Source organism: Vibrio sp. 378 (assembly GCF_033339435.1).
In genome coordinates this window covers 1-545 of sequence record NZ_JAWOUO010001039.1, presented here as the reverse complement: position 1 = coordinate 545, position 545 = coordinate 1, and the positions used below count along the sequence as shown (strand labels likewise).

General features: G+C 43.7%; 1 protein-coding gene. It reads right to left on the bottom strand.

Features of this window, described 5'->3' with window-relative positions:
• The coding region (locus R7Q48_RS30250; RefSeq protein ID WP_318134100.1) for a hypothetical protein at positions 1 to 320 on the bottom strand (320 nt) is incomplete at its 3' end.
• Between the last annotated feature and the right edge of the window lie 225 nt (positions 321 to 545).

Genomic DNA, 545 nt, shown 5'->3' with positions numbered 1-545 from the left:
TAGCCCACGCGGTAGAGCTGCTCACCAACTTCTTTACCCTGTGTTTGATAGAACTGTTCTATCTCAGAATCGTTGTTGTCTTGTGCTTTAACCTCGGTTTCGGTGGAAGAGAGTTGGCTAAAACTGTAACCACGTTCAGACATCAAGTAATGACGAAAAACGGCTCGGTGCTCTGGTATCGCGTTACGAGCATTGGAAGCATTTGCGCATTCCAATAGCGTTTCGTTTGTCATTTTGTCCGCGTTTGTGTCTGTATTTGCAAATGTTGGTACTGCAGTGAAAAGTAGCGCCGTTAACGCTGCTGCTGTGAATTTTTTCATAACTAGCCCTCGAATCAGATCAGATAAATTTGAGGATATCCATGCCTAGTGTGACATGCTTCCTTGTTTTTTTGTGGTATCAAACTGTGATGATCGATTCGCGGCCGTGTTTAAACACGTACAGTAAATTCGCCTCTTTTCGCCCTGATAAACGATAGAGAGAACGTTGGTTTTTTAACATGCCATAGCTATCAGTAGGCAACGGAATAGTTTGCCACGCTAACT